Consider the following 21,355-nt stretch of genomic DNA (forward strand, 5'->3'; position numbering starts at 1 on the left):
AGGCCGGCGCCTCGCGTTACATGGTCGAGCCCAACGTCAAGGAGGGCAAGGGCGGCCTTCGCGACCTCAACACCCTGTTCTGGATCGCCCAGTACCTGCACCCGGTGGACGAGCCGCGCGAGCTGATGCGGCTGAAGGACTTCAACCGGCGCGAGGTGAAGGCCTTCCTGCGCGCCTTCGACTTCCTGTGGGCGGTGCGTGCGCACATGCACTTCATCACCGGCCGGGCCGAGGAGCGGCTGACCTTCGACCTGCAGCCCGAGGTGGCGCGGCGCATGGGCTATGGCGACGAGACCGGCGACGCGGTGGTGGTGGAGCGCTTCATGCGCCGCTACTTCCTGATCGCCCGCGAGGTGGGCGTGCTGACCCGCACCTTCTGCGCCAAGCTGGAAGCCGATCACGCCAAGCGGCCGCAGGGCCTGTCACGCCTGTTCCCGCGCCGCAGCCCGCCTCGCCGCGAGCTGGAGCCCGGCTTCCATGAAAGCGACGGGCGACTCTGCGTCGAGGGGCCGGAGACCTTCGAGCGCGATCCCGTGAACCTGCTGCGCATCTTCCGCGTCGCCGATGTCCACGACCTCGACCTGCATCCCGACGCCTTCGCGGCGGTGAACCGCTCGCTGCACCTGATCGGGGCCAAGCTGAGACGCGATCCCGATGCGGCGCGGGCCTTCCTGGACGTGCTGGCGTTCGGGACCGAGACCCTGCGCACCCTGACGCTGATGAACGAGAGCGGGGTGCTCGGCCGCTATCTGCCGGAGTTCGGCCGCATCGTCGGCCAGATGCAGTTCAACATGTACCACGCCTACACCACCGACGAGCACACCCTGCGCGCGGTGGGCTACATCGCCGACATCGCCGGCGGTCGGCTGGGCGAGGACCATCCGCTGGCGGTGAGCATCCTGCCGCTGATCGCCGACCGCGAGGCGCTGTTCCTGGCCATGCTGCTGCACGACACCGGCAAGGGCGGCGCGCCGGGCGGCCAGGAACTGGCCGGCGCCCGCAACGCGCGCCTGGCCTGCGAGCGGCTGGGCCTGTCGTCGGAGCGGGTGGAGTTCGCCGCCTGGCTAGTCCAGCACCACCTGGTGATGTCCGACTACGCCCAGAAGCGCGACCTGGGCGATCCGCGCACCATCGCCGCCTTCGCCCGCATCGTGCAGGACCCCGACCGGCTGCGCTGCCTGGCCGTGCTCACCGCCGCCGATATCCGCGCGGTCGGGCCCGGCGTCTGGAACGGCTGGAAGGGCCAGCTGCTGCGCCAGCTCTACACCTCCACCGAGGCGGTGTTCCGCGGCGGACGGCCGTCCGACCTGGCGTTCGAGGCGGTGGACGACATCCAGCAGATCCTGGCCGAGGCCGCGCGCACGCGCTTGGAAAACGCCGCAGAAAACGGCGGCGCGGCCCGGAGCTGGGCCCAGTCGATGGAGGACGCCTACTTCGTCGCCTTCGCCGCCAAGGCCCAGCTCGAGCACCTGTCCCTGGTCCAGCGCGCGGTGCAGGAGGGCGCGGCGGCCTCCGCCCGGCTGATGGCGGACTGGAACGCGGTGGAGATCTCGGTCGCCGCCCCGGACCGGCGCGGCCTGTTCGCCGACCTGACCGCGGCCATGGCCTCGCTCGGCGCCAATGTGGTGGGCGCGCGGGTGTTCACCTCCGCGTCCGGGGGCGCGCTGGATATCTTCCATGTCCAGGATCGCTCGGGCGCACCGTTCGGCGAGGCCGATCCCCGCAGCCTGGACCGGCTGCTGGCGGCGCTGGAAACCGCCGGATGCGGCCAATCTCCGGCGGACGAGCCCCGCCGCCTCGATCTCGGACGCGCCAGCGCCTTTTCCGTGGCTCCGGCGGTGGCGGTGGACAACGAGGCGTCGGACATGGCCACCGTGGTCGAAGTGTCCGGCCGCGATCGGCCCGGCCTGCTCCAGGCGGTGTCGCGCACCCTGGCCGACGCCGGCCTGTCCGTGCAGTCCGCCCACATCGAAAGCTTCGGCGAGCGGGCGGTGGACGCCTTCTACGTCACCGATGCGGAAGGGCGGAAACTGACCGAGCCCTACGCCATCGCCGCCCTGAAGCAGGAGTTGAAGGCCGTGCTGCTCGCAGTGGAGCCCGAGGTCGAGAAGGCCCGCGCCCGCATTGGCGCCCGCGCCCTAGTCTGACGAACACCCGGGAGCGATGGCCGGGAACGGTTGACCCCCGCGCCGCACCCCGATAGGGCCGCGAGGTGACTGGACCCAAGCCGATCCCCCTGCCTGACGCTCCGGGCCTGGATGCGCCCGCCGCCGACGACCCGCTGTCCGAAGCCATGGCCGATCCCAGCCGACCGCCGCTTCAGACCCAGGCGCAGGCCGCGTCGCCCCGGCCCAGCCTGATCCGCTCGTCCATGATCGTGTCGAGCCTGACCCTGGTCAGCCGCATGCTGGGCTTCCTGCGCGACCTGGCGATCAGCTACACCATGGGCGCCAGCGTCGGCTTCGCGGCCGACGCCTATAACACCGCCCTGGCCTTCCCCAATCTGTTCCGCCGCATCTTCGCCGAGGGGGCCTTCGCCGCCGCCTTCGTGCCGGCCTATTCCAAGGCCCTGGCCAAGGATGGGGAAGAGGTGGCCGACGTGCTGGCAGGCGACGCCATGGCCGTGCTCGCCGCCGCCACCATCGCCATCACCATCGTCGCCCAGCTGACCATGCCGTGGCTGATGTACCTGATCAATCCAGGCTACGCGCACGATCCTGCCAAGTTCAAGCTGGCGGTGCTGCTGACCCAGATCGCCATGCCCTACCTGCCCTGCATGGCCATCTACGCCCACCTGTCGGGCGTGCTGAACGCGCGGGGGCGGTTCGTGGTCTACGCCCTGGCCCCCAGCCTGCTGAACCTCGGCATGCTGATCGCCGTGCTGCCCCAGCACACCGCTCGAGGCGCCGCCGTCGCCGCCTCGTGGGGCGTCCTGGGCGCAGGCTTGGCCCAGGTCGGGTTGCTGACCTGGGGCGTCAGGAAATCCGGGGCGGCGGTGCATTGGAACCTGCCGCGACTGACGCCGGACGTGAAGGCCCTGATCGCCAAGGCCATCCCCGGGGCTGCGGCCGCCAGCGCCACCCAGATCAACATCTTCATCTCCGGCATCCTGGTCAGCCAGGTGAACGGGGCCCGCTCCTGGCTGGCGGTGGCGGATCGGCTGTACCAGCTCCCCCTGGGCCTGGTGGGCGTAGCCATGGGCGTAGCCCTGCTCCCGCGCCTGTCCCAGGCCGTCCAGGCCAAGGACCACGCTGGCGGCCAAGCCGCCATGGACGAGGCGGTGGGCTTCTCCCTGGCCCTGACCCTGCCGGCGGCGGCGGCGCTGACGGCCATGCCCTTCTTCCTGATCGACGGGCTGTTCACCCGCGGCGAATTCAAGGTGTTCGACGCCCACAACACCGCCCACGCCCTGTTCTGGTACGGGATCGGAACCCCGGCCTTCGTGCTGCAGCAGCTGTTCAGCCGCGCCTTCTTCGCGCGCGGCGACACCAAGACGCCGATGAAGTTCGCCATGATCTCGGTGGTGGTGAATATCCTGCTCGGCCTGACCCTGTTCCACTTCATCGGTTTTCCAGGCATCGCGGCGGCCACGGCGACGGCGGCCTGGCTGAACGTGATCATGATGGCCATGCTGCTCCAGACCCAGGACCACTACACGCCCAGCTGGGAGGCCATCGTGCGCCTGCGCAAGCTGATCGCCGCCAGCCTGATCATGGGCGCGGTGATGGCGACGGCCTCGTGGCTGCGTCCCCACTACGAGCATTTGCTGCTGCGCAAGGAGATCGCGGTCGGCGTCACCGTGATCGTGGGCGCCGGGATCTATCTCGCCCTGCTGTTCGCACTGAAGGCGGTGACGCCGGCCGACATCAAGGCCGCGCTGAAGCGTTCGCCGAAGAAGGCCACGCCATGAACCCCTCTCCCTCGAAGGGAGAGGGGCAGGGGTGCGGGTGTGGCCGCCCTGTTTCCGGCATTCACGCGGGGGGCGCCGCCATCGCCTACTCCCAAGACTCGTGGCCACACCCCCAACCCTGCCCTTCCCCCTTCGAGGGGGAAGGAATTAAGCGAAGCTCATGACCGAACCGACCCATTCCCAGCGCGTGCTTTCCGGCGTGCAGCCGTCCGGCGCGCTTCACCTCGGCAACTACCTGGGGGCGCTGAAGAAGTTCACCGCCTTGCAGGAGACCTACGACTGCTACCTGTTCGTGGCCGACCTGCACGCCATCACCGTGTGGCAGGAGCCGGCCAAGCTGGCCGATCAGACCCGCGAGATCGCCGCCGCCTATCTGGCCGCCGGCCTCGACCCCAAGCGCGCCGCCATCTTCCCCCAGTCGGCGGTCCGCGCGCACGCCGAACTGGCCTGGATTTTCAACTGCACGGCCCGGCTGGGCTGGCTCGACCGCATGACCCAGTTCAAGGAGAAGTCCGGCAAGCATAAGGAGCGCTCATCGGTCGGGCTGTACACCTACCCCGTGCTGCAGGCCGCCGACATCCTGGTCTACAAGGCCACCCACGTGCCTGTGGGCGAGGACCAGAAGCAGCACCTGGAACTCACCCGCGACATCGCCGGCAAGTTCAACACCGACTTCGACGCACCGGACTTCTTCCCGATCCCGGAACCGCTGATCCAGGGGCCGGGCGCGCGCGTGATGTCGCTGCGCGACGGCTCGGCCAAGATGAGCAAGTCGGACCCCAGCGATCAGAGCCGCATCAACCTGACCGACACCGCCGACGAGATCCTGCAGAAGATCAAGCGCGCCAAGACCGATCCCGAGCCCTTGCCCGAAACCATCGAAGGCCTGACCGATCGGCCCGAGGCCGACAACCTGGTCGGCATCTATGCGGCGCTGACGGGCGAGACCAAGGCCCAGGTGCTGGAACGGTTTGGCGGCCAGGGTTTCGGCGCCTTCAAGCCCGCGCTGGCCGAGGTGACGGTGGCCGCCATGACCCCCGTGGGCGACGCCATGCGCCGCTACCTGGCCGATCCGGCCGAGATCGACCGCATCCTGGCCGCGGGCGCCGAGCGCGCTAACGCCGCCGCCGAGCCCACCCTGGCGGAGGTGAAGCGCATCGTCGGCTTCTGGCCGGGACGGTGATCTCGCCTTTCCATTAATTCACAACAAAGGCCTGGATCGCCGCCCGTCGTCATGGGACCCTGACCACACTAGGCGGGGCGAAATGCGATGAGTGATCCGATCTACAATCCATCGGCGGCCCTGGTCGGCCCCGAGGACAAGACGATGAGCGTCGTCGTCTATGTCCTGTACCTGCTCGGCTTCATCACCGGCGGACTGACGGCGATGATCGGCGTGATCATGGCCTATGTGTTGAAGGGAAGCGCCGGCCAGCGCGCGCTCAGCCACTACGTCTTCCAGATCCGCACCTTCTGGATCGCGCTGATCTGGCTTGTCGTCTCCGCAGTGCTTTGGTGGGGTGGGCTGCTGCTGACCGTGGTGGTGATCGGCTTCGGCATCATCTTCATCGCCCACTGCATCCAGGTCGTGATCGCGGTCTGGTACGCGGTGCGCTGCGTCGTCGGCCTGATCGCCGCGCTGCAGGACCAGCCTTACGGCCGCCCGCGCGCCTGGATCCTCTGAGCCCCCGCTGCAGCCCCCTCTGAAGTCCTTGGACACGTTCGCCGGCCTGGCGCTGGACCACGCCTTCCTCGCCCGGCCGGTGACGACGGTGGCGCGAGACCTGATCGGCGCGCACCTGACGTTGGAGGGCGTGGGCGGCGTCATCGTGGAGACCGAGGCCTATCACCACTTGGAGCCGGCCTCCCACGCCTATCCCGGCCCGACCGCGCGCAACGCGGTGATGTTCGGCCCGGTCGGCTACGCCTATGTCTACCGCTCCTACGGTATCCACTGGTGCCTCAACATCGTCGCGGGCGAGGAGCCCGGCAGCGCCGTGCTGATCCGCGCCCTGGAGCCCGAGACAGGCCTCGCACAGATGCGCGCCCGCCGCGGCTTGGAGCCGTTGCGCAGCCTGTGTTCGGGACCCGGCAAGCTATGCCAGGCCCTCGGCGTCACCCACGAACACAACGGCCTGCCGCTGGACGCCCCGCCGTTCGCGCTCGGCGCCGGCCAGCCTCAGCGAGTCATCGCCGGTCCGAGGATCGGCCTCACCAAGGCGGTCGAGCTGCCCTGGCGGTTCGGACTGGCCGGCTCGCCGTACCTGAGCCGGCCTTTTCCGGCCGGCGCGACGATATCGGAACCGCAATCGGACGCGACGGCTTCCTGATCGTCATCGGCGGAGGCTAAGGTCGCGCCGGATGGCGATGAGAGATCGCCAGCAAGACTTCGGACCCGCGAATGACCCTGCTCAGCCGCTATACCGTCTTCGCCCTGTGCGTGATCGCGATGCTCGCCGCCGGAGCCGCGGCCGCGACCCTGGCCTGGGACTGGGCCTGGCCGATCGCGGGGATCGCAGCCGCTCTATTCCTGCTGGGCGTGTGCGACATGGCCCAGACCCGCCATTCCATCCAGCGCAACTATCCCATCATCGGCCACATCCGCTGGATGGTGGAGTTCGTCCGCCCGGAAATCCGCCAGTACCTGATCGAGGGCGACGAGGAGGCCGCGCCCTTCACCCGCGATCAGCGTTCGCTGATCTACAAGCGCGCCAAGGGCGAGATGGGCGAACATCCGTTCGGCACCCTGCTCGAGCCCTACGCCAACGGCTACGAGTTCATCGGCCACTCCAACCGCCCGGCGACACCCGGAGACCCCAAGAGCTTCCGGATCAAGATCGGCGGCGATCTGTGCGCCAAGCCCTATTCCGCCTCGATCTTCAACATCTCGGCCATGAGCTTCGGCTCGCTGTCGGCCAACGCCATCCGGGCGCTGAACAAGGGCGCGGCCATGGGCGGCTTCTCCCATGACACCGGCGAGGGCTCGATCAGCTCCTATCACCGCGAGAACGGCGGCGACATCGTCTGGGAGGTGGCCAGCGGCTATTTCGGCTGTCGCACCAAGGACGGGAAGTTCGATCCGGTCCGGTTCGCCGAACAGGCCCAGGCCGAGCAGATCAAGATGATCGAGATCAAGCTCAGCCAGGGCGCCAAGCCCGGGCACGGCGGCGTGCTGCCCGGCCCCAAGGTGACGCGCGAGATCGCCGAGACCCGGGGCGTACCCGAGGGCGTGGACTGCGTCTCGCCTGCTCGCCACAGCGAGTTCTCCACGCCCCTGGAGCTGATGGACTTCATCGCCCGCCTGCGCGAGGGCTCGGGCGGCAAGCCGGTCGGATTCAAGCTCTGCATCGGCCACCCGTGGGAGTTCATGGGCATGGTCAAGGCCATGCTGCAGAGCGGCGTGCGCCCCGACTTCATCGTGGTGGACGGCACCGAGGGTGGCACGGGCGCCGCTCCGCAGGAGTTCACCGACCATATCGGCGCCCCCATGCGCGAGGGCCTGCTGTTCGTGCACAACACCTTGGTCGGCGCGGGCCTTCGCGACCAGATCCGGATCGGGGCGGCGGGCAAGATTGCCAACGCCTTCGACATCGCCAGCGTGCTCGCCATCGGCGCGGACTGGGCCAACGCAGCGCGCGGTTACATGTTCGCGCTGGGCTGCGTGCAATCGCTGAGCTGCAACACCAACCACTGCCCCACTGGCGTCGCCACCCAGGACAAGTTGCGCCAGGGCGCCCTGGTGGTCACCGACAAGGCCGAGCGGGTGCGCAACTTCCATGACAAGACCGTTCAAGCGCTGGCGGACATCCTGGCCGCCGCCGGCCTGCAGCATCCGTCCGAACTTGGGGCCCACCATCTGTCGCGCCGGATCAGCGCCACGGAGATCAAGCAGTTCTCCGAGATTCACACCTTCCTGAAAAAAGGAGAGCTGCTGAGCGGGGACTGCAACCACGCCTTCTACGCCCAGAATTGGAAGCTCGCCGCCACCGACCGGTTCGAAGCCCTGGCCGAGTAAGGCGCCTTGGCCCGGTTAGGGCTTCGTTCACCATGAGGGCGGAGCCTGCGGCCGTGAGCGACTCCGATCCCCATCTACCCCGCGCCCCGGAATTCGGCGAGCCCGCGCCCCTGTTCAGCGCGCCCACCGACGGCATCGCCGCCTACAGCCTGGACGTGGTGGCGGGCCGGTATGTGGTGCTGATGGTCTTCGGCAGCCTGGGCCTGGAAGCCTGCGCCACGGCCCACGCCCAGGTGCTGGCGCGGCGCGGCCTGTTCGACGACCGCGAGGCCCTGTTCTTCGGCGTCACCGCCGACCGGGCCGACCGGGCCCAGCGGGGCCTGCGCAACCTTTCGCCCGGCCTGAGATATTTCGACGACTACGACCTGAAGGTGGCGGGGCTCTACGGCCTGGTGCGCGGCGATAGCCTACAGCCCGCCGTCTTCCTGCTGGACCGGATGTTGCGGGTGATCGCGGCCGAGCCGATCGAGGCGACGGGCGTGGTGCTCGACCAGCTGGAAGCGGCCTTGGCGACGGACGGCGTTGGCGCAGAGGCCGGCTTCGCGCCGGTGCTGGAAATCCCCCGTGTGTTCGAGCCGGCGTTCTGCGCCGAGCTGATCGCCCATTACCGGCGCTCCCGGAGCGAAGAGTCCGGGTTCGCGATCGAGTCGGAGGGGCGCACGGTCAATCTCGCCGACCCCCGCTTCAAGCGGCGACGCGACGTGACCATCGCCGATCCCGCTCTGCGCCAAGCCGCCCGCGACCGCCTGCGAGACCGCCTGCTGCCCATGCTGGTGCGGGCCTGGGGATGGCGGGGGCGGGAGATGGAGCGCGACCTGATCACCTGCTACGACGCCGCCGACCAGGGCTTCTTCAGCGCCCACCGCGACGACGCCACCCCCGGCACCGCGCACCGGCGCTTCGCCGTCACCCTGAACCTGAACGCCGAGGATTATACGGGCGGTGAGCTGCGCTTCCCCGAATTCGGGCGCCGCCTCTACAAGCCGCCCACGGGCGCGGCGGTGGTGTTCGGGTGCGGCCTATTGCACGAGGCCTTGCCCGTGACCACCGGGGTCAGATATGCGCTGGTTCCCTTCCTATACGACCAGGACGGGGTCCGCGTGCGGCGCGCCTATCTGGATCGGGTCGGTGAAGTCGCCCCGCAATCGGAGGCGCTTTAGGACTGCAAGATTGACGGCACGGGCCGACTTCAGTATATGCGCCCCTCCCGATTCATCCGCCGCTTGTGGCGGAGCACCACATCTCAGGTTGAATTAATCATGGCCAATACGCCGGGCGCCAAGAAAGCGGTCCGCAAGATCGAACGTCGTACCGCCGTCAACCGGGCTCGCCGGTCGCGCGTGCGCACCTTCCTGCGGCGCTTCGACGAGGCGGTCCAGGCCGGCGACGCCGGCGCCGCGAAGTCCGCCTTCATTGAGGCGCAGTCGGAACTTATGCGCGCCGTCTCCAAGGGCGTGGTTCATAAGAACACAGGCTCGCGCAAGGTGTCGCGTCTGGCTGCCCAGCTGAAGAAGCTTTCCGCAGCCTAATTAAAGAAATTATGTGAAAACAAGGCCGTAGGTGCAAAAGCACCTGCGGCCTTTTCTTTGTGTTCGGAACATTTCCGCCGCGACGATTTGCACACCTCCCCCATTCTTAAAAAGATTCCCAAGCCACTTTAGGGGCTTGTCAGGAGTCAAACATTTTATCCGCCGAATCACCCGAGAATCCCCGTTGACCCCCCCCCTGCCGGGGCTACTCTGACCCTCTCAGGACAGTTCATCTTTCATCTCCAAAAGGCGACAGCGGCGCGGGGGCGATCGCTGATAGAGGGACTGTGTCTGCTGGGCGAAGGGGGCTGCAACAGCTTGAGCGCACGCTTGAGTTGAGCACGCAACCAAGTCTTTGGGGTTGGTCAAGGACATGGCGACGGACGTGACGAAGACTTTGGCGTCGGATTTGGACGGCGGCGCGGGCGCCGCGGTGACTTGGTCGCTCGCCTGCAATGTGTTGCGGGGCGAGTTGGGCGAGGACACCTTCGGCTCGTGGATCGCGCCGGCGAAGCTGCGCAAGGCGCGCAGCGGCGCCCTGGTGGTGGTGACCCCGACCGGATTGGCGCGCGACTGGATTCGCCGCAACGCCTGGCGGCGTTTGGGCGAGATCTGGACCCAGGCGGACCCGGAGCGCCGGGTGCTCGACCTGAAATCGCGGCTGGAGTTCGAGGGCGACGCCGTCCCCGCCATGGCCGCCGCCCATGTCGCATCGGCCAACGCCGCGCCTCCCGCAGCACCGTCGAGCGCGCCGCGGGTCGCGGAAGCGCCCGCCGCCGCTCCGGAGACCGCCCCGGGGATCGAAAATCCGCGGCCAGCGGGGATCGCCGACCGCTTCACCTTCGACAGCTTCGTGGCCGGCCCGTCCAACGAGTTCGCCCTCAGCGTCGCGCGCCGCGTGGCCTCCTGGGCCGACGGCGGCTGCTTCAACCCGGTCTACTTCCACGGCCCCTACGGCTTCGGGAAGACCCACCTGCTGAACGCCATCGCCTGGGAAGCCTCCCGCGTGCGGCCGGACAAGAAGATCGTCTACCTGACCGCCGAACGGTTCACCTCCACCTTCGTCAAGGCGCTGATGGATCGCGCCGCGCCCGGGTTCAAGAACGAGCTGCGCACCGCCGACCTGCTGCTGGTGGACGACGTCCACTTCATCGGCGGCAAGAAGTCTTCGGAAGAGGAGCTGTTCCACACCCTGACCGCCCTGATGGCGGAAGGCCGCCGCGTGGTGTTCGCCTCCGACCGGCCCGCCCATGCGCTGAGCGAGGTGGACGCCCGCCTGCGGTCGCACTTGGGCGCGGGCCTGGTCTGCGGGATCGAACCGGCGGACCGGAGCCTGCGGCTCGGCATCCTGGAGCGCAAGCTCGCCACCCTGTCGCGCGACCTGCAGATCGAGGGCAAGGCCCGTCCCGAGGTGATGCAGTTCCTGGCCGACCGCTTCGCCGACAGCGTGCGCGAACTCGAGGGAGGTCTCAACACCCTGGTCGCCCGCGCCGGCGACCGTCTCGCCAAGCTCTCGCTGGAAGAGGTCCAGACCATCGTGCGCCCGCATCTGCGCACGGTGGAGAAGCGGATCACCGTGGACGACATCCAGAAGGCGGTGGCGGAGCACTACGGGCTGAAGCAGGCGGACCTGCTGTGCGAGAAGCGCACCCGCGCGGTGGCGCGGCCCCGCCACGCCGCCATGTACCTGGCCAAGCAGCTCACCACCCGCTCCTACCCCGACATCGGCCGCCGCTTCGGCGGGCGCGACCACACCACCGTGCTGCATGCGGTGAAGCGGATCGAAGTGCTGAAGGTGGACGACCTGGTGCTCGCCTCCGACCTGGAAGCGATCGCCCGCAAGCTGCGCGACTGACAGGCTGCGGCCTTCCTGGCCCCGACCTCTGTGGCCTGAAGCTTTCCGGCGTCCGGCTTCCTTGGCCGCCGCTCATGGGCTAGGTCGGCGCTATGGAAGGACGCGTCGGGAGCCTTTATCGCTATCCGGTCAAGGGCTTCACGCCCGAGCGGGTCGGCGCGGTCATGTTGGAGGCCGGCGGGAACTTCCCTTGCGACCGCCTATACGCCGTCGAGCGCGGCCCGAGCGGCTTCGATCCCGACACCCCGGCCTTCATCTCCAAATGGCGCTTCACGGTGCTCGCCAACCATCCGAAACTGGCGCGGGCCGTCACCGCCTTCGATCCGGCTTCGGGCACGCTTTCGCTGAAGATAGGCGAATGGATCGAGCACTTCGACCTGCATGACCACGCCGGCCGCCAGGCCTTCGCCGACTGGCTCGCCGCCTATCTCGGGGAAGACGAGGAGATGGGCCCGCTGCACCTGATCGAGGCGGGTCCCCGCCACCGCTTCACCGATGATTGCGAGGGCTGGGTCTCGCTGATCAATCTCGCGAGCCTTCGCGATCTCGCCGCCAAGCTCGAACGAGGGGTCGATCCGTTGCGCATGCGCGCCAATCTCTACGTCGAAGGCTGGCCGGCTTGGGCGGAGCTCGATCTTCCGACGGGAACCCGCCTGCGCCTGGGCGAGAGTGTTGCGGAGGTGGTCAAGCCGATCCCCCGCTGCATCGCCACCCACGTCGATCCCGTCTCGGGCGAGCGCGACCTCGATCTGGTCCCAGCCTTGCGCAGCCACTATGGCCATGGGCTGTGCGGCCTATATCTGAAGCCCATCGCAGGCGGCGGACTCGCCGAAGGCGACCTCGCGACCCTTGTTCCAGCCCACCCAGCAGAGCTGTCCCCATGACCCTGACCCTCGTCCAGGCCTGGACCACCACCCGCGACCGGCTGAAGAGCGCCGGCGTCGACAGCCCGGTGATCGACGCCCGCCTGTTGGTCGAGGCGGCGGCCAGCGCCACCCGCGCCGACCTGCTCACCGATCCCTACCGGCCCCTGACGCCCGATCAGGCCGCAACTCTTGACGATTATGTCGAACGCCGTGCGCGGCGGGAGCCGGTCAGCCACATCCTGGGCCGCAAGGGCTTCTGGAAGATCATGCTGGGCGTGAACTCCCATGTTTTGACGCCTCGGCCAGAAACGGAGGTGGTGGTCGACCACGCCCTGCGCGCCTTCGAGGAGCACCAGGCCTTCGACATGCTGGACCTGGGCGTCGGCTCGGGCGCCATCGTGCTGGCGATCCTGGCCGAGCGTCCCGCTGCGCGCGGGCTGGGCGTGGACGTCTCCGAAGAGGCGCTGGCGGTGGCCCGCGAGAACGCGGCCAACCTGGATCTGAACAACCGGGTGGCGCTGTTGCGCGGAGACTGGACTGCGGGCCTTCAGGACGAAGGCTTCGACCTGGTCACAGCCAACCCGCCCTACATCCCCAGCCGCGACATAGAGACCCTGGCCCCGGAGGTGCGAGACCACGAGCCGCGCCTGGCCCTGGACGGCGGCGAGGACGGTTTGGACGCCTATCGCCTGCTCGCGCCGGAGATCCTGCGCGTCCTGAAACCCGGCGGCCTCTTGCTGGTGGAGATCGGTTTCGACCAGGGCGAGAGCGTCCCGCCGCTGTTCCACGCCGCCGGCGCCCAGGCCGTGGGCGTGCTCAAGGACCTGTCCGACCGCGACCGCGTGGTCATCGGCCGCAAGAAAGCCCTTGGAAATCCGGGAATGAGCCATTAAGTCTCGAATCGTTCCTGCTCAGACTTGTCGGAGCGATCCCGGCGTAACCCGGTGAACGTGGCCGAAGACGCGACGTTCGTTCGCGCCAGCGCAGTTCGCGCCTCCGTCCTCGGTGACGGGAACACGGCTCAGAACCGGCGGTCCCTTTTAGCGCTCAGGCGTCGCGCGCGACGCATACGGTCAAGCACACGATGAGAGATTTCAAGAACATGAAGCGCCAGCGCGGCCGCAATCGCGGCAGCGGTGGAAGTCCCAGCGGGGGCGGCGGCGGCGGGAAACCGCAGCAGAACGTCAATCGCGCCTTCGACTCCAACGGCCCGGACAACGTGAAGATTCGCGGCCACGCCCAGCACGTGTTCGAAAAATACCAGCAACTGGCCCGTGACGCCTTCGCGTCCGGCGACCGGGTGCTTGCCGAGAACTATCTCCAGCACGCCGACCACTATTTCCGGGTGCTGAGGACGATCCAGCCCCAGCGGCCGCCGGCGGAAATCCTCGGCCGCGACGTGTTCGCTTCCGGCCTCGACATCGACTTCGAGGAAGACTTCGAGGGGATGGAAGACAACGGCGAAGGCCAGCCCCAGGGCGAAGGCGAGGCCATGAACGGCGACGCCAACGGCCAAACCTACAGCCAGGCCAACAACCAGGATGGCCGGCGGGACAACCGTTTCGAGAACCGCCGCGAGAACGTCTACGGCGAACGCGACAACCGCCCCAACGGTCAGGACGGACGCCGCGACGGGTCCGACGGTCGCGAGACGCGTCGCGAAAGCGGCGAGCGCTACGACAACCGCGACAATAACCGCGACGGCCGCAACGAACAACGCCCGGACAACCGCAATGACGGTCGGGCGAACGAAGGGCGGGCGAACGAAGGCCGGTCCGACACCCGCAACGAATCGCGCAATGAAACTCGCAGCGAACCGCGTGAACAGCGCGAACCTCGCGGCGAGCCCCGCAACGAGCCGCGCGAACCCCGCGAGCCGCGCAACAACGAACTCCGGGGCGAGACCCGCGCCGAGGCTCCCCGCGAGGGCGCCCCGCGCTTCGAACGAGGTCCGCGCCGCGAGCGAGCGCCCCGCGAACCCCGTGTCGAAGCCGATGCGTCGGCCGAGGCTCGCGACCCCTTGGCCGTCGTAGCCGTCGCGTCCGAAGCCTCGTCCTTCCCTTCTCCCGAAGCGCCGGAAGCGGATGCGTCCCCCATGCTGCGGTCACATGACGGCGGCGTGAGCGAAGCGCCGGCCTTCCTGCAAGGCGCGCCGGCCGCGGAAGATGGCGAAGTCCGCCGTCCTCGCACCCGCCGCCGCCGTCCCCGCACCTTCGAAGGCGGGGAAGAAACCGGCGACACCGGCGCCCCGGCCACGCCGGCGGCCGAAGAGGCCTAGGCCTGTGGGGAACTTGATCTCCGACGAGACGATTGAACCGTCATGTCGGAGATCCTGAGCCTGCCCGACTGGCCGATGTTCGGCCTGACAGACGATGTGCGGCCTGCGCTCGCGTCCGCCTTCGCCGCCAAGCGGGCCGTGGCCCTGGCCACTATCCACGCGGTGATCGGCGGATCGCCCCGGCCCGTGGGGTCCCAGATGCTGATCGACGGGGGCGAGCCGCACGGCTTCCTCTCCGGCGGCTGCATCGAGGCCGACATCTGCATGCACGCCATGGACAGCCTGGCGACGGGAAGCCCCAAACGTCTGATCTATGGCGAGGGCGGTCCGCCCGACATCCGTCTGGTCTGCGGCGGCCGCGTCGACATCCTGCTCGAACCGATCCCGCCCGGCGACGCCGCCGTACGCGACCTGCTGGCTCTGGGCGAGGCTCGGCGCGAGGCGATCTGGCTTAGCGACGGGACCCGGCGGCTGTGCGCACCCGCCGACGCCCCGCTCCCCAATCTCAACGATCCGGTCTTCGGACCCCTGCTGGCCACCATGGCCCGGCCCGACGTCGGCTGTGCGGTCGTGGGCCAGGGTCTGGCGCTCGGCTTGCGCCGGCTGCCCCGGCGCCGGCTGATCGTCGTCGGCTCCGACCCCATCGCCATCGCCATCTCCAGCCTGGCGATCCAGAGCGAGTTCGAGACCTGGCTGGTGCGGCCCAAGGGTCCGTCCGAACCGCCGCCCCTGCCCGGCCTGCGCTACGACCGCCGCGACGCGGCCGAGGCCCTGGGCGACATCGGCCTCGATCCCTGGACCTATGTGGCGGTGGCCACCCACGACCTGGAGGCCGACGAGTCCGCCCTGCTCGCCGCGCTGAAGTCCCCGGCCGCCTATGTCGGTGTGCTGGGCGCGCGGCGGCGGCTGCCTGAACGTCTGGCCCGGCTGAAGGCCCTGGGCGCCGACGATGCGGCGCTGGAGCGGCTGCACGCGCCCATCGGCCTGAACCTCGGCGGCAAGGCGCCGTTCGAGGTCGCGGTCTCGGTGCTGGCGGAAGTGATCGGCCAGGCCTGCGCCACCCGCCCCTCGACCTGGGTGCGCCTGGACGCCGAAAAGGCCGAAGCCGCCGCCTGAGGCTCGCCCGTCACGCGTGACGCTGCTGAAACAACCCCGGCTTTGACAGCGCCCCGAAAGCTCGGGCAATCTCCCCGCCGATTGCGACAGGAGCCGGTCATGTTGAGCCTCACCCGAGCCGATGGGCCCCAGCCCGAGGACTTCCACCTGTCGCGCCGGATGCTGGGCGGCATGATCTTCGCCGGCTACGCCGCCGCGGCCCTGGCCGCCGAGGCCGCCCCGATCGTCACCGACGCCGAGGGCCTCGACACCGCCACCATCGCCATCCCCGAAGGCGGCGAGCAGCTGCCCGCCTACATCGCCCGCCCCAAGGGCCACGGCCGCCATCCGGCGGTGCTGGTCTGCTCGGAGGTGTTCGGCGTCCACGCCTACATCCAGGACATCTGCCGCCGGCTGGCCAAGCTGGGCTATGTCGCCATCGCCCCGGCCTTCTTCTTCCGCGCCCCGGACGGCGACAAGCTGCCGACCATCACCGAATTCCCCGCGATCATGAAGATCGTCGCCACCGCCCACCTGGAGCAGGTGATGGGCGACGTCGGCGCCACCCTGAAATGGCTGCAGGCCCAGCCCTTCGTCGATCCGCACAAGCTGGCGGTGACCGGCTTCTGCTGGGGCGGCGGGACCACCTGGATGTCCGCCTCGCGCTTCCCCGAGTTGAAGGCCGCCGTCGCCTGGTACGGCCCGCTGGCCCATCCGCCGGAAGGCCATGGCGAGGCCGGCCGGGACTATCCGATCGACCTGCCCGGCAAGCTGAAGTGCCCGGTGCTCGGCCTCTATGGCGGGCAGGACAAGGGCATCACCGCCCCTGATATCGCCGCCATGCGCGACGCCCTGGCCAAGGCCGGCGTGCATGACGAGCTGGTGGTCTACCCGGACGCAGGCCACGGCTTCCACGCCGACTACCGCGAGAGCTTCAACGCCAAGGACGCCGAGGACGGCTGGCGGCGGATGCTGGCCTTCTTCCGGGCCAACGGGGTCGCCTGACATTCGCGCTACGGCGCCCGTCAGGCCCGGTTCATCTAGACGATCTCATGTTCAAAAGGCTTCGATATCCGAGGCTTGGCGACCGAATTACGGAAACCCGTTCGGCCGTCGCGCTTTAGAGATCGGTGTTTTCGAGACCAACAACGGCCGAACAATCTGATGCACCTCAAGAGCCTGCTCGCCCTCGCCCCGCTCTGTCTGTTGCTCGGCGCCGCCGCGCCGGAGCCGCAGAAGCCCGTCGACCTGCAGCGCTACGCCGGCCGCTGGTACGAGGTGGCGCGCCTGCACAACAAGCTGGAAGAGGACTGCACCAACGCCGAGGCCACCTACACGCCCACGGCGGACGGCGGTTATACCGTGACCCAGGCCTGCCTGCCCGAGAACGCCAGGCCCAGGCTCTTCCACGCCAACATGAAGATCATGGACCCGGGCATGAACGCCAAGTTCCGCCTGACCTTCTTCCTGGTGGTGCACAAGGACTACTGGGTGCTGGACTACGCGCCCGACCATAGCTGGGTGGTGCTGGGCGAACCGACCGGCAAGTACCTCTGGCTGTTCAGCCGGACCCCGGACCTGAAGGCCAACAGGAGCGCGCTCGTCGCCCGCGCCAAGTCGCTGGGTTACGACACCTCCAAGCTGATCTACGACAAGGGCGCGTGAGCACGGACGCGGCCCAGCGCTTCGCCGTCCCGCTTGACTCCGAACGAAGGGCGAACATTCTAGCCGGGTGAGCCTCGCCACCCTCCCCGCCCCCCGTCCAGAAATCACCGGCGTGGTCACGCGCGGGACGGCGCGGTTGCTGGTGCAGCTCGGCTATGCGCCGGTGCTGGAGGCGCCGCTGCCCAATGGGCGGCGGGCGGACGTGCTGGCGCTCGGGCCCAAGGGCGAACTGGTCATCGTCGAGGTGAAGTCCTCGCTGGAAGACTACCGGGCCGATCACAAATGGTCCGAATACGCTCCTTATTGCGACGCCTTCTATTTTGCGGTGGCGCCGGAATTCCCGCGCGAGATCCTGCCCGAGGGGCTGGGCTTGATCGTGGCGGATGGGTTCGGCGGCGCGGTGCTGGCCGAAGCGCCGCTCTGCACGCTGGCGCCGGCGCGGCGCAAGGCGCTGACCCTGGCCTTCGCCCGGCTGGCGGCGCTGCGGGCGCTATAAAACCAGGCAGACCGACCGTTCAGTTGCGAACGTGTTGCAGCAATGCCGCGATTGGGCCGCTTTCGTTGACACCCCCTGACGGCGGTTTAAATAGCCCGAGCCGTTGTTGCAGACGCGAAGGGACGGGAATGAGTCAGGTCAAGGCCGACGCGAAGGCGCCGACAGGCGCTCGCCGGGCGGCGCCGATGTCGCCCCACCTGCAGATCTGGCGTTGGCACGTGACCATGGCCGCCTCCATCGCCACCCGCGCGACCGGCGTGGCGTTGTACGTCGGCCTGCTGATCGTAGTCGGCGGCGCGCTGACCCTGGCGCTCGGCCCGAGCGCCTACGGGACTTTCATGACCGTGATGGGTTCGCCGCTCGGCCTGCTGGTGCTGTTCGGCCTGGCGGTCTCGATCTTCTACCACCTGGCGGCGGGGCTGCGGCACCTGGCCTTCGACTCCGGCAAGGGCTTCCTGCCGGCCACCGCCAACGCCACCGCCTGGGCGTCCTTCGCCTTCGGCATCGTCGCCGCCATAGCCGTGTTCATCGGCGCCTTCATGATCAAGGGCTGATCCGATGGGCGACTCCTCCTACCGCACACCCCTGTCCCGCGCCCGCGGCCTGGGCAGCGCCCATGACGGCGTCGCCCGCTTCATCAGCGAGCGCGCCACCTCGGTCGCCCTGGTCCCGCTGTCGCTGTGGGCGATCTACGGCGCGCTGAAGATTTCCCATGCCGGCTATGCGGGGGCTACAGCCTTCCTGCAGTCCCCGGTGAACGCCGTCCTCGCCGTGCTGCTGATCGCGGTGACCGCACTGCACATGAAGATGGGCATGCAGGTGATCATCGAGGACTACGTCCACCAGCCGCGCAGCAAGATTCCGGCCCTGCTGCTCAACTCCGCCGTCTGCTGGCTCGCCGGCGCCCTCGGCGTCTTCTCCATCCTGAAAGTCGCCCTCCTGGGCGCGGGAGCGCACTGAACATGGCGGCCTACGAGTTCGTCGACCACACCTACGACGTCGTGGTTGTGGGCGCGGGCGGCTCCGGCCTGCGCGCGGCGCTGGGATGCGCCCAGGCGGGGCTGAAGACCGCCTGCGTGTCCAAGGTGTTCCCCACCCGCTCGCACACGGTCGCGGCCCAGGGCGGCATCTCCGCCTCGCTCGGCAACATGGGTGCCGACGACTGGCGCTGGCACATGTACGACACCGTCAAGGGGTCGGACTGGCTGGGCGACCAGGACGCCATCGAATACCTGACCCGCAACGCGCCCGCCGCCGTCTACGAGCTGGAGCACTGGGGCGTGCCCTTCTCGCGCACCGACGAGGGCAAGATCTACCAGCGCGCCTTCGGCGGCATGACCAAGAACTTCGGCGAAGGGCCGATCCAGCGCACCTGCGCCGCCGCCGACCGCACCGGCCACGCCATCCTACACACCCTCTACGGCCAGGCGCTCCGTCGGCAGGTGGAGTTCTTCGTGGAGTATTTCGCGCTCGACCTGATCATGGACGAGGGCGTGTGCCGGGGCCTCACCGCCTGGAAGCTGGACGACGGCACCATCCACCGCTTCTCCGCCCAGATGGTGATCCTGGCCACCGGCGGCTACGGCCGGGCTTACCTGTCCTGCACCAGCGCCCACACCTGCACCGGCGACGGCAACGCCATGGTCCTGCGCGCCGGCCTGCCGCTGCAGGACATGGAGTTCGTCCAGTTCCACCCGACCGGCATCTACGGCGCCGGCGTGCTGATCACCGAGGGCGCTCGCGGCGAGGGCGGCTATCTGACCAATTCCGAAGGCGAACGCTTCATGGAGCGCTACGCCCCCTCGGCCAAGGACCTGGCTTCGCGCGACGTGGTCAGCCGTTCGATGACCGTGGAGATCAAGGAGGGCCGCGGCGTCGGTCCGAACAAGGACCACATCTTCCTGCACCTGGACCACCTGGATCCCAAGATCCTGGCCGAGCGCCTGCCGGGCATCTCGGAATCGGCGCGGGTGTTCGCCGGCGTCGACGTGACCAAGGACCCGATTCCGGTGCTGCCGACGGTGCACTACAACATGGGCGGCATCCCGGCGAACTATCACGGCGAGGTGCTGACCAAGGAAGGCGAGAACAACGACAAGGTGGTGCCAGGCCTGATGGCCGTGGGCGAAGCCGCCTGCGTCTCGATCCACGGCGCCAACCGGCTGGGCTCCAACTCGCTGACCGACCTGGTGGTGTTCGGCCGCGCGGCGGGCCTGCGCGCCGCCGAGATCATCAAGCCGGGCGCCAGCCAGCGCGAGATTCCCAAGGAAATGACCGATCCGCACCTGGCGCGCTTCGACCGCTTCCGCAACGCCTCGGGCTCTACTCCAACCGCCAAGCTCCGCCTCGAAATGCAACAGGCGATGCAGGAGGATGTGGCGGTTTTCCGCGTGCAGGACACCATGGAGCAGGGCGTCAAGCGCATCGCCGCGGTTTACGACAAGGTACCCGACATCAAGGTCACCGACCGCGGCATGATCTGGAACACCGACCTGATGGAGACGCTGGAGTTCGACAACCTGATCGGCCAGGCGGCGGTGACGGTGAACTCGGCGGTCAACCGTCCCGAAAGCCGCGGCGCCCACGCCCGCGACGACTATCCCGATCGCAACGACGGCGAGTGGATGAAGCACACCCTGGCCTGGCTCGAGCCGACTTCGGGCAAGGTCAACATCGACTACCGCCCGGTCCATACCTACACGATGACCAACGACATCGCCTACATCCCCCCCAAGAAGCGGGTGTACTGAGCCGCGATGCCTACGCCTTCCGCACCGCTGCGCGGCCTTGCCGCCGCCGCCTCCGCGCCCCGTCTCTAGAGGACTTGTTCGATGGTCGAATTCGCCCTGCCCAAGAACTCCAAGATCACCAAGGGCAAGCACCACGCCGCGCCCGAGGGCGCCAAGCAGGTGAAGACCTTCAAGGTCTATCGCTACGATCCCGAAACGGATGAGAATCCGCGTTGGGACACCTACGACGTGGCGGTCGACCAGTGCGGGCCGATGGTGCTGGACGCGGTCCTGCACATCAAGAACACCATGGACCCGACCCTGGCCTTCCGCCGGTCCTGCCGCGAGGGCGTCTGCGGGTCGTGCGCGTTCAACATCGGCGGGCGCAACACCCTGGCCTGCACTCACGCCTGGAAGGACATCCCCGGCAAGGAAATCAGCATCTCGCCCCTGCCGCACATGCCGGTGGTCAAGGACCTGGTGCCCGACCTGACCCTGTTCTTCGCCCAGTACGAGTCGATCGAGCCCTGGCTGCACACCGACACGCCCGAACCCCAGAAGGAGTGGGTGCAGTCGCCGCAGGATCGGGTGAAGATCGACGGCCTGTACGAGTGCATCCTGTGCGCCTGCTGCTCGACCTCGTGCCCCAGCTACTGGTGGAACCAGGAGAAGTACCTGGGCCCGGCCGCCCTGCTGCAGGCCTATCGTTGGCTGGCCGATAGCCGCGACGAGTCCACCGGCGAGCGGCTCGACTACCTGGAAGACCCGTTCAAGCTCTATCGCTGCCACACCATCATGAACTGCGCCCAGGTCTGCCCCAAGGGGCTGAACCCGGCCAAGGCCATCGCCTCGATCAAGGCCATGCTGGTCGACCGGGTCGTCTAGGCTCGCGACGAGGCTCACAGCCGAGCTTTGAG

At 68.6% G+C, this 21,355-nt stretch carries 20 protein-coding genes; all 20 read left to right on the forward strand.

Translation table 11 applies throughout. The annotated features are described in order from the left end of the window. Positions 1-2,147 (forward strand): [protein-PII] uridylyltransferase (gene glnD, locus GSQ87_RS16360; protein ID WP_158916396.1); only part of this gene is annotated, 2,147 nt, incomplete at its 5' end. Positions 2,148-2,293: 146 nt separating this feature from the next. Continuing rightward, positions 2,294-3,910, forward strand: a complete 1,617-nt coding sequence (murJ, locus tag GSQ87_RS16365) for a murein biosynthesis integral membrane protein MurJ (RefSeq protein ID WP_158917802.1) — start codon at positions 2,294-2,296, stop codon at positions 3,908-3,910. A 160-nt stretch (positions 3,911-4,070) separates the two neighbouring features. Further along, positions 4,071-5,093: a tryptophan--tRNA ligase gene (gene trpS / locus GSQ87_RS16370; protein WP_158916397.1), complete on the forward strand. Its 1,023-nt coding sequence runs from the start codon at positions 4,071-4,073 to the stop codon at positions 5,091-5,093. Between the two features lie 87 nt (positions 5,094-5,180). Then, positions 5,181-5,594 carry a hypothetical protein gene (locus GSQ87_RS16375; RefSeq protein WP_158916398.1) on the forward strand — a complete coding sequence of 138 codons (414 nt, stop codon included), beginning with the start codon at positions 5,181-5,183 and terminating at the stop codon, positions 5,592-5,594. A 28-nt stretch (positions 5,595-5,622) separates the two neighbouring features. Further along, entirely contained in the window at positions 5,623-6,240 is a 618-nt protein-coding gene (locus GSQ87_RS16380; protein WP_254063031.1) for a DNA-3-methyladenine glycosylase, read from the forward strand. A 71-nt stretch (positions 6,241-6,311) separates the two neighbouring features. Continuing rightward, positions 6,312-7,925, forward strand: coding sequence for an FMN-binding glutamate synthase family protein (locus GSQ87_RS16385; RefSeq protein ID WP_158916399.1), 1,614 nt, complete (start codon positions 6,312-6,314; stop codon positions 7,923-7,925). Between the two features lie 53 nt (positions 7,926-7,978). Further along, positions 7,979-9,085 (forward strand): 2OG-Fe(II) oxygenase, encoded by a 1,107-nt coding sequence (locus tag GSQ87_RS16390; RefSeq protein ID WP_158916400.1) that lies wholly within the window; start codon positions 7,979-7,981, stop codon positions 9,083-9,085. A gap of 99 nt (positions 9,086-9,184) precedes the next feature. After that, positions 9,185-9,454 (forward strand): 30S ribosomal protein S20, encoded by a 270-nt coding sequence (gene rpsT, locus GSQ87_RS16395; RefSeq protein ID WP_158916401.1) that lies wholly within the window; start codon positions 9,185-9,187, stop codon positions 9,452-9,454. A gap of 373 nt (positions 9,455-9,827) precedes the next feature. Then, the gene (gene dnaA / locus GSQ87_RS16400; protein ID WP_158916402.1) at positions 9,828-11,309 is read left to right on the forward strand and encodes a chromosomal replication initiator protein DnaA; all 1,482 of its coding nucleotides are present in this window, start codon (positions 9,828-9,830) and stop codon (positions 11,307-11,309) included. A 92-nt stretch (positions 11,310-11,401) separates the two neighbouring features. Next, entirely contained in the window at positions 11,402-12,193 is a 792-nt protein-coding gene (locus tag GSQ87_RS16405; RefSeq protein WP_158916403.1) for an MOSC domain-containing protein, read from the forward strand. Beyond that, positions 12,190-13,068, forward strand: coding sequence for a peptide chain release factor N(5)-glutamine methyltransferase (prmC, locus tag GSQ87_RS16410; RefSeq protein ID WP_158916404.1), 879 nt, complete (start codon positions 12,190-12,192; stop codon positions 13,066-13,068). The genes GSQ87_RS16405 and prmC overlap by 4 nt, the downstream gene beginning before the upstream one ends. A 191-nt stretch (positions 13,069-13,259) precedes the next feature. Next, positions 13,260-14,453: a DUF4167 domain-containing protein gene (locus GSQ87_RS16415; protein ID WP_158916405.1), complete on the forward strand. Its 1,194-nt coding sequence runs from the start codon at positions 13,260-13,262 to the stop codon at positions 14,451-14,453. Positions 14,454-14,495: 42 nt separating this feature from the next. Continuing rightward, entirely contained in the window at positions 14,496-15,569 is a 1,074-nt protein-coding gene (locus tag GSQ87_RS16420) for an XdhC family protein (protein ID WP_158916406.1), read from the forward strand. A 99-nt stretch (positions 15,570-15,668) separates the two neighbouring features. Continuing rightward, positions 15,669-16,553 carry a dienelactone hydrolase family protein gene (locus GSQ87_RS16425; RefSeq protein ID WP_158916407.1) on the forward strand — a complete coding sequence of 295 codons (885 nt, stop codon included), beginning with the start codon at positions 15,669-15,671 and terminating at the stop codon, positions 16,551-16,553. A gap of 159 nt (positions 16,554-16,712) precedes the next feature. Continuing rightward, entirely contained in the window at positions 16,713-17,213 is a 501-nt protein-coding gene (locus tag GSQ87_RS16430; RefSeq protein ID WP_158916408.1) for a lipocalin family protein, read from the forward strand. 67 nt (positions 17,214-17,280) lie between these two features. Further along, the gene (mmcB, locus tag GSQ87_RS16435) at positions 17,281-17,709 is read left to right on the forward strand and encodes a DNA repair putative endonuclease MmcB (RefSeq protein WP_158916409.1); all 429 of its coding nucleotides are present in this window, start codon (positions 17,281-17,283) and stop codon (positions 17,707-17,709) included. Positions 17,710-17,837: 128 nt separating this feature from the next. Further along, positions 17,838-18,263: a succinate dehydrogenase, cytochrome b556 subunit gene (gene sdhC / locus GSQ87_RS16440; protein WP_158916410.1), complete on the forward strand. Its 426-nt coding sequence runs from the start codon at positions 17,838-17,840 to the stop codon at positions 18,261-18,263. Between the two features lie 4 nt (positions 18,264-18,267). Continuing rightward, on the forward strand, positions 18,268-18,669 hold the full coding sequence (gene sdhD, locus GSQ87_RS16445; RefSeq protein WP_158916411.1) for a succinate dehydrogenase, hydrophobic membrane anchor protein: 402 nt from the start codon (positions 18,268-18,270) through the stop codon (positions 18,667-18,669). Between the two features lie 2 nt (positions 18,670-18,671). After that, the gene (gene sdhA / locus GSQ87_RS16450; protein WP_158916412.1) at positions 18,672-20,459 is read left to right on the forward strand and encodes a succinate dehydrogenase flavoprotein subunit; all 1,788 of its coding nucleotides are present in this window, start codon (positions 18,672-18,674) and stop codon (positions 20,457-20,459) included. Between the two features lie 81 nt (positions 20,460-20,540). After that, positions 20,541-21,323 carry a succinate dehydrogenase iron-sulfur subunit gene (locus tag GSQ87_RS16455; protein ID WP_158916413.1) on the forward strand — a complete coding sequence of 261 codons (783 nt, stop codon included), beginning with the start codon at positions 20,541-20,543 and terminating at the stop codon, positions 21,321-21,323. Positions 21,324-21,355 lie beyond the last annotated feature (32 nt).

This window comes from Caulobacter sp. S45, from assembly GCF_009765965.1.
Classification (GTDB): Bacteria; Pseudomonadota; Alphaproteobacteria; order Caulobacterales; family Caulobacteraceae; genus CAHJWH01.

Excerpts from the sequence above, each read along its gene's own strand:
- murJ (WP_158917802.1), top strand. The coding sequence starts at position 2,294 with ATGGCCGATCCCAGCCGACCGCCGCTTCAGACCCAGGCGCAGGCCGCG.
- trpS (WP_158916397.1), top strand. The coding sequence starts at position 4,071 with ATGACCGAACCGACCCATTCCCAGCGCGTGCTTTCCGGCGTGCAGCCG.
- GSQ87_RS16375 (WP_158916398.1), top strand. The coding sequence starts at position 5,181 with ATGAGTGATCCGATCTACAATCCATCGGCGGCCCTGGTCGGCCCCGAG.
- GSQ87_RS16385 (WP_158916399.1), top strand. The coding sequence starts at position 6,312 with ATGACCCTGCTCAGCCGCTATACCGTCTTCGCCCTGTGCGTGATCGCG.
- rpsT (WP_158916401.1), top strand. The coding sequence starts at position 9,185 with ATGGCCAATACGCCGGGCGCCAAGAAAGCGGTCCGCAAGATCGAACGT.
- dnaA (WP_158916402.1), top strand. The coding sequence starts at position 9,828 with ATGGCGACGGACGTGACGAAGACTTTGGCGTCGGATTTGGACGGCGGC.
- GSQ87_RS16405 (WP_158916403.1), top strand. The coding sequence starts at position 11,402 with ATGGAAGGACGCGTCGGGAGCCTTTATCGCTATCCGGTCAAGGGCTTC.
- prmC (WP_158916404.1), top strand. The coding sequence starts at position 12,190 with ATGACCCTGACCCTCGTCCAGGCCTGGACCACCACCCGCGACCGGCTG.
- GSQ87_RS16415 (WP_158916405.1), top strand. The coding sequence starts at position 13,260 with ATGAGAGATTTCAAGAACATGAAGCGCCAGCGCGGCCGCAATCGCGGC.
- GSQ87_RS16420 (WP_158916406.1), top strand. The coding sequence starts at position 14,496 with ATGTCGGAGATCCTGAGCCTGCCCGACTGGCCGATGTTCGGCCTGACA.
- GSQ87_RS16425 (WP_158916407.1), top strand. The coding sequence starts at position 15,669 with ATGTTGAGCCTCACCCGAGCCGATGGGCCCCAGCCCGAGGACTTCCAC.
- GSQ87_RS16430 (WP_158916408.1), top strand. The coding sequence starts at position 16,713 with ATGCACCTCAAGAGCCTGCTCGCCCTCGCCCCGCTCTGTCTGTTGCTC.
- sdhC (WP_158916410.1), top strand. The coding sequence starts at position 17,838 with ATGAGTCAGGTCAAGGCCGACGCGAAGGCGCCGACAGGCGCTCGCCGG.
- sdhD (WP_158916411.1), top strand. The coding sequence starts at position 18,268 with ATGGGCGACTCCTCCTACCGCACACCCCTGTCCCGCGCCCGCGGCCTG.
- sdhA (WP_158916412.1), top strand. The coding sequence starts at position 18,672 with ATGGCGGCCTACGAGTTCGTCGACCACACCTACGACGTCGTGGTTGTG.
- GSQ87_RS16455 (WP_158916413.1), top strand. The coding sequence starts at position 20,541 with ATGGTCGAATTCGCCCTGCCCAAGAACTCCAAGATCACCAAGGGCAAG.